Source organism: Mesorhizobium sp. M7A.F.Ca.US.002.01.1.1 (assembly GCF_004022955.1).
Taxonomy (GTDB): domain Bacteria; phylum Pseudomonadota; class Alphaproteobacteria; order Rhizobiales; family Rhizobiaceae; genus Mesorhizobium; species Mesorhizobium ciceri.
This window is the reverse complement of the sequence record NZ_RZQE01000331.1, coordinates 1-6,622: the sequence shown is the minus strand read 5'-3', so window position 1 is coordinate 6,622 and position 6,622 is coordinate 1. Positions and strand designations below refer to the sequence as shown.

Genomic DNA, 6,622 nt, shown 5'->3' with positions numbered 1-6,622 from the left:
TTGTCGACGCTTACGTTGAGGGCTCGAAAGCCCGACGCGGCCGCCGTGATGTTGCGGATCACGACGAGCAATTCGCTAAAGGCGCCCAGCCCGGTGAAATCGACGTTGGCGACATTTGTCGAGTACGTCCACGATGCCGCCAGTTTCCATCCGGCCACCGCATTCACCGTCGATTTGCGACTGTTACCGCCTTGGGTGAGATGGACCAGTTCGGTGCCATCGAGAGCCGCAGCGGCCGTAAGATCGCTGATCTGTTTGTCTGTCATGATCTAAGCTCCCAGGAGGATGCTGGTTTGAAGTCTATCGGTGCCGCTTTGCGCGTCGCCCGACAGCCGGAGCGCGTCAGTGCCGCTCTGCGCATCGCCCGAAAGCAGCAATGCGCCATCCGGTGTCGAACTCACCGTCACGACGATCTCGTGGCCGGTCATGCTCTCATAGCCGTCTCGTTTGGCCGTGACGCGGACGATTGCTGTGACAATCGCTCCGACAAATGATGTCGCCGGCAAAACGAAGCTTTCGCCGACCAACCCGTCATGGACCGTCAGCACGGTGCGATCCGCATCCATCACTGTAATAGTGGTCGTCTGATCGGTTTCTTGCGCGACACCTGGATCCGTCCAGCTGAGCGGCACACTTTCGGTGAGCCTGTTGCGGTTGGCCCACTCAACCGCAAATTCGGTCGGCATGGGGAAGATGGTGACGGGGCCATAAGCTTCGCCTTCGATCTTGACGTTGGCCGGGCGCAGCGGCCGGATCGCGCGGCTGTCGAAGACGATGACGTCGGTCGGCGCCGCGTCCGGTTCAAGCGTGCCCAGCCCGGCGATGGTGAGCAGTTTCACTGAGATGCTGTCGCCGGCCGACCGAACCTCGAAATCGCTGTTGTTAATATCGTCGAACAGAACGATCGCGGCGCCGGTGGCGTGCTCCAGGGGAACTGTGTCCAGACACCCTCTGGCGATCGTCAGCGCGTTTCCGTCCACGTCATCGACCCTGACGATTTCCGTCATCCCCGGTGTGGCTCCGACGATCGCCGCCAGCGTGCCGAGCGCGGCTTCTCCGAGGTCGACACCGCCAGTCACCGTGATCTCGGTGGCATCAATTGCCACGTCGCCATTGAGGAAGGCGCCCGGCGCGAAGTCCACGAGTTCGCTTCCCGCGTAGCCGCCGCCGGCATCGATCTGGATCTCGGCGTTTACGGCGTCTGGACTTGGCGACGATCCGGCTACCTGTAGCAGGCCCGCATCCGGGTTCGTCGACAGCATGGTGGCGAGGTCGGCATCGCCCACCATTTGTCGCGCTTCCCGATAGGGCATTTCCCAGGCCAGCCGAGGGGACACCGGAAGCGGCTCGTTCGATGGCGGCAGCCATGGGGACTGGCTGTCGTCGACCAGCACGGAAGCGCCGAGCCTGAAGACATCCTGGAAGACTTTCACGGTGATTTTGTTGGTGCGCCCATCGCCTAAGTTCATACCCATGTTTCGCATCACCTCCCCAGCGAGGTTGTTGCGGGCCGAGACGACCCGGAACGGATCTCCGGGGTTGAGGGCTTCGGCCGACCTGTTCAGGACGACGCTACCCGACACGAGACCCGAGCCCAGCGAGATGACGTCGCGGGTGGCGACGCGGGTGGCCAAGGCGGTGTTGGTGATGCCAGGGTACTCTCGCGTCGTCGACCTCACGCCATTGGTGGACTGCATCGCCTGCGCGGTGTTGGTGACGAGGTGAGCGCCATCCTTGCGCTTCTGGCGGTTATAGTACTTGACCAGCACCGCGTTGATCGCCTCGGAGGGCTGGCGGCGACTGATATCCCAGTCCAGCGCTTCGTCTTCGGTGAACACCGGGATCAGATCGATATCATAATCGTCCCTGATCGCCTTCAGGACGAATTTTCCGGTCGATCGCGACACGTACAGTACCGCATCGACATGCGGCAGCACCGTGGTCGAGACGAATTCCTCTATCTCTTCCTCGCGATACCATTTGAGCGTGAGGCCGAACCTTTCCGCATAGAAAGTGTCCGCGCAGGCCACGAAGCTCGTTTCGTCGATGTCACTGTCGTTGTAACCCATGCCCCAAACACGGTCGGTCAGGCACTCCCGGATGATGTGTGCCGGGTTCATGTCGATGTTGGCGGAGAAAGCGAGCGTCAGGGCATCCCTCAGGGCTTGCGGATCTCCACCCGCGACGACCGGCACACCATCGTCCGGCGTGTTGTCGAGCATTCCGGTGTAGGACGTGTCCGACAGATCGATGTTGAAGCCGTAGGCCTCCACATCGGCGATCGCGCCCAGCGTGGCGGCGGCGGGCGCGGCCGAGCCAAGCGGAAACGGCTCGCCGTCTGTCACGAAGATGAAGAGACGCCGCTTGCTGCCTGACCCGGCGAAGAACGCCGCCGCCTGGCTGACAGCCGCCTCGAAATTCGTCCCGCCCGACGTGACAAGCCCATTCACCCAGGCGATCAGGTCATTGTAGCCGGCCGTGCTTATGGAGCGGCGCTCGATGCTGGTCGTGACGGTCGCGGCCCATGCCACCATACGGATGTCGACGCCGCTGAGCCCGGTATTCTGGATTTCCTGGAGCGCGCCGACGACCGCGGTCTTCATGCCTGCGAGGCGCGTTCCCGTCATCGAGCTGGACACGTCGAGTGCGATGTAGATCGCCGTGTTCTCGATCTTGACCTCGCCGATGCCGGCCTTTTGCTTGTACCACTGGTCGCTGCCATCCGAGCGCTTGAAGACGCGCTGCACCCGAAATTCCCACGGCTTGATGTAGTTCGACGTGCCAAGATAGACCTGCCGGAGCACGACGGTGAAAACGCCCCGAAAGGCCGAGATTGTAGGGCCGAGCTTCGCGACCAGATAGTCGTTCTGGAGCTGGTCCGGGGCGCCCATGCACAGGTCGACGTCGCCCTCGATGCCGCCTTCGCTCTGATCCCCGCCGAACAGGTTGGCCTTGTGGATGGTGATGCGGCCACCACGCCGAATGCCTTTCCATGCATCCTTGTCTCCGGCGCGAATGCCATAGAGCGCATCGGCGACGCCGTGACAGAGCCCCATCTGCATGCCGAGATCGTATTTGTAGCCGAGCACCTGGCGCGGCCCGAACAGGCCGTAGCGGCGGGCTCCCTTGATCGCGCTTTTCTTGAGGTCGCCGTACCACGTGACGTTCGGGTCGGCGATGTCGCCCGTGCCGAACAACACCGGGATCTCACGGCCTTCCTCCGCCGTCGGCGCCTGGAAGTCCTCAAGCGATTTCGGCTTCGCGTTCTGCGGCTTAGGCGTCAGCGCCAGCTGCAGCGCGTAGGAGGCGATGGCGATGATGATGTTCCAGAACATTCAGGTGATGCTCTGGCTGAAGGGGTTGTTGTCGGACATGTTCTTGAAGCCGCCATAGTTCAAGAAATTTCCGAACTTGGCCGCACATGTCGTTTCGGAGAGATCGCAGCCCGGCGCGATGCCGACTGCCACCGTACCGGCATCGGCAACCGCCTCGGCCAGGCCGTCGATCACGCCAATCAGCGTGATGGTGTCGCCGACGTGCTCTCCAATCCAGCCGTACAGGCCGCCATAATTGACGACGCCGGCCTTGTAGTAGCCGTCAGGCTGGGCCGCCGCTTCGGCAATGGTCAGGACCAGGCCATCGGCGGCCGAGACCGTTGCTGCCGCTGTGAAATCGGCAATGTCCAGATTGCAGCCTGGGAAATAGAGGGAATGACGGCACGTCCGCTGGTATCGAGCACGGCAGCCCGGCCGGCGCAGCGAGGTATAGACGCTCTCGACCTTGATCGTGATCTTCTGCCTGGCGGACTTGATGCTGACAAAGCGACCCTTCCAGACCACCCGCAGTTCATTGGTCGGGTCGGTATGGTGCCCCCGCCAGATGGTGACGGTCGTGATCTCGCTGGCAGGGGTCTGGAGCGCCTTGGCGTAAGCATCGCTCAGCGGGAACGTGAGTTCGACCGACTGACGTTCGATGTTGCCCGTCTGCTCGACATCGCCGTGGGCGATCGGGGATGGCAACCAGTCTTGCCCCATGCGCGTGAGTTTCTCCGGCTCCGAGGTGAGCCGGACCGGTTTGACGCCGTTGTCGAGCAGATAGAGGAAATAGGGTTGGCCATCGTCGATCGAGGCTTCGACAGTGTCGTGGCTCATGCCGGCACCTCAGTGACAGGCACCGAGAGCGTCGCGATCACCGGATCGCGACGACCGGACGCCGGAAAGTTGAAGGTGACGGCGTCGGCATCCAGGCGCACTTTGCTGAGAAACGAGAACCAACGGATCTGCGCGATGCTCACCGAAGCGCCCAGGGCACTGCTCAGAGTGACCTGGTCGGTAGAGCCCACGCGCGCGGCCGCCACGATCTGCCGGAAATATCTTGTGCCGCTCTTCAACTCGATCATCACATGGCGACCGAGATAGCCTGCCGGCAGGCCGGCTCGCTTGATCGTCACGACCGTGTCGGCCGCACCGATCGGCACCAGGGCCTTCAGGTCGGAGTTGAAGCTCGGCAGCCAAAACGGCTTCTGCTTGCCGTTGCGCGCATGCAACCAGATGCGCCGCCGCCAGATCGCTGCCACGCCTTCCTCCAGAAAGGCGATCGCCTGCCCGAAATCGGTGTAGTTGCGCTGCCGTTCGATCTCGACCAGGCCAAAGCCGTTGTCCAGATATTCGCCGGCCTGGATGATGGTCTCCGATATCTCCGAGACCCGAGCGGTCGGCTCGGTCAAGACGTCAAGCGACAGGTATTGGGGATAGCCGGCATCGCCTTCCAGCTTGACATTGTCCTCAACCTGGAACCGCGCGGTGACCTCGTTGACCAGTTTGCCTCGGCTGACGCTGAAACCTTCCACCGGTCGCGCCACGCGTACCGGGACGATCGTCGGCGCGGCGAAGTCGGCGCCGATCGGCGCTAGCAGCGTCACCTTATCGGTCTCGACGGCGGTGATGAGCGCCAGGGCGAAGTTGTCCTGGCTCTCATAAACGATCAGCCGGCCGCCAACGCGCCAGTCGCCTGCCGTCGTGTCGATCGCGATCTCGGTGTCGGCTGCCGCGACGTCCACGGCCAGACGGATGCCTTCCCACCAGATCGGAACACAGATCCTGGTGGCGACGCGGCGGCGGGCGAAGTCTTTCGCGCGGCTGAACTCACCCGGATCGAGCTTGGCGGTATAGCGAGGGCTCTGGCGCGGGGCTTTGCGTAGCGCCAGGCGCTGCTCCCCGGTGTAGGACTGCATCACCTCCGACAGCGTCTCCAGGGTGTCGCTGGCGCCGACCAGCGGTCGGAAGGGCCAAGGCTCATAAAGGATGACCGGCGTCGGCGAACCGAGCTCCGGCGCGCCAGCATCCAGGTTGGCCGTCGACAGATGGTGGATCAGCCCGAGGTGCAGCGACGGCAGATCAGGCGCGCCGGCATCGAGATTTCCAGTAGAGAGCGCGACAGTCGCCACGGTCAGGCCGGGCCTGGTATGCCGAGGTCGAATGCCGGCAAGGTAAAAGTGTCGCCAATATTCACCGCAAGCACCGCGTCCAGGGCCTTCGCGGCCAGGAGGCGGGAGTTGACTGTGTCGACGAGCGCCCAATGTGAGGCATTGCCGTTGGCGCTAACCGTGCCGTTGGTGATTGCCGATACCGTCACCTTGCGGCCGGAGGGCGTGCGCGCGCCTATCGCACTGATGGTCGGCGTGTTCTTCGTGCCAAGCGAGACCGTGAGCGTGCCGGCATAATCGGCCGGTTCCGACGAGCAGATATGGAGCCGGTTTGCATTGGCGACGAGCACCGAAAGACCGCTGTCGAGGACGAGCGAGTTGAGGAATGACATTGTAGCGCTAGCCTCCGAGCCGCTTGTTGACGACGGCAACGGTGGCGTGGCCGTCGTCAGACATCAGGTACCGCTTGATGTCGCTGCCATCGTTGAGATTGATGATGTTGGCGTTGAGCTTCAGCTTGCTAGAGATCGCATCGACGATGCCCGCGATGTGCTCACGCGTCAGGCCGCCCGACGAGCCACCGCCGCCGCTGTTGCCATTCGCCGCCCTGGGCGACCGCAATGGCTGATGGTTGACGACGCCGAGCTTGCCGTCAGGGCCGCGCTGGAGCGGCATGATTGCCTCTTCGCCGTCCTCGCCCAGCATGCCGGTGCGGCCCGCCGACATCGGGAAGTAGGTCGGCGACGCAAACACGTCTCCCTTGGCGAATGGCACGACGTTGCCGCGCTGGAACGCCGCGCCGTTGGCGAACAGGCCCCACGAACCGGAGAGGATGTTGGCCGTGGCCAGGGGCGAGATGCTGTTCATGGAATTGATGGCGCCGGCCGGCCCGCCGAACAATCCGGCAAGGTTCTGGAACCAGCCGGCACCGCTGCCACCGCCCGGACCCATGAAACTGCTGAGCAGAGAACCAAACTGCGTCAAGCCGCCAGAGGCGTCCGTCAGGCCCTTTACCGTGGAGAACCCGGCCAACCCGGCCTTGCTCAAACTGTCAGCTGCCATCGTCGAGGCGCTACCCAGCTTCGAAATGCTCTCGGTCGTCATGGGATCAATGCCGCTGGCGCCGCGATTGATGCCTTCCCAACGACTAATGCCGGATGCCTTTGCGCCGTACCATTGCGACCAGCCGTCCTGCTT

At 63.2% G+C, this 6,622-nt stretch carries 5 protein-coding genes and 1 pseudogene; all 6 read right to left on the bottom strand.

What is annotated here, in order from left to right; translation table 11 throughout:
• Window positions 1–266, bottom strand: a 266-nt coding sequence (locus EN932_RS25425; RefSeq protein ID WP_164890615.1) for a hypothetical protein, incomplete at its 3' end; no start/stop codon positions are given.
• A gap of 3 nt (window positions 267–269) precedes the next feature.
• Window positions 270–3,335 (bottom strand): phage tail protein, encoded by a 3,066-nt coding sequence (locus EN932_RS25420; protein ID WP_128369150.1) that lies wholly within the window; start codon window positions 3,333–3,335, stop codon window positions 270–272.
• Window positions 3,336–4,151, bottom strand: coding sequence for a DUF2163 domain-containing protein (locus EN932_RS25415; RefSeq protein WP_128369149.1), 816 nt, complete (start codon window positions 4,149–4,151; stop codon window positions 3,336–3,338).
• The gene (locus tag EN932_RS25410) at window positions 4,148–5,446 is read right to left on the bottom strand and encodes a hypothetical protein (protein WP_128369148.1); all 1,299 of its coding nucleotides are present in this window, start codon (window positions 5,444–5,446) and stop codon (window positions 4,148–4,150) included. The genes EN932_RS25415 and EN932_RS25410 overlap by 4 nt, the downstream gene beginning before the upstream one ends.
• Window positions 5,447–5,448: 2 nt before the next feature.
• The gene (locus EN932_RS25405) at window positions 5,449–5,817 is read right to left on the bottom strand and encodes a hypothetical protein (RefSeq protein WP_128369147.1); all 369 of its coding nucleotides are present in this window, start codon (window positions 5,815–5,817) and stop codon (window positions 5,449–5,451) included.
• 244 nt (window positions 5,818–6,061) lie between these two features.
• Window positions 6,062–6,487: pseudogene (locus EN932_RS39070) on the bottom strand (phage tail tape measure protein); the annotation flags it as partial.
• Window positions 6,488–6,622 lie beyond the last annotated feature (135 nt).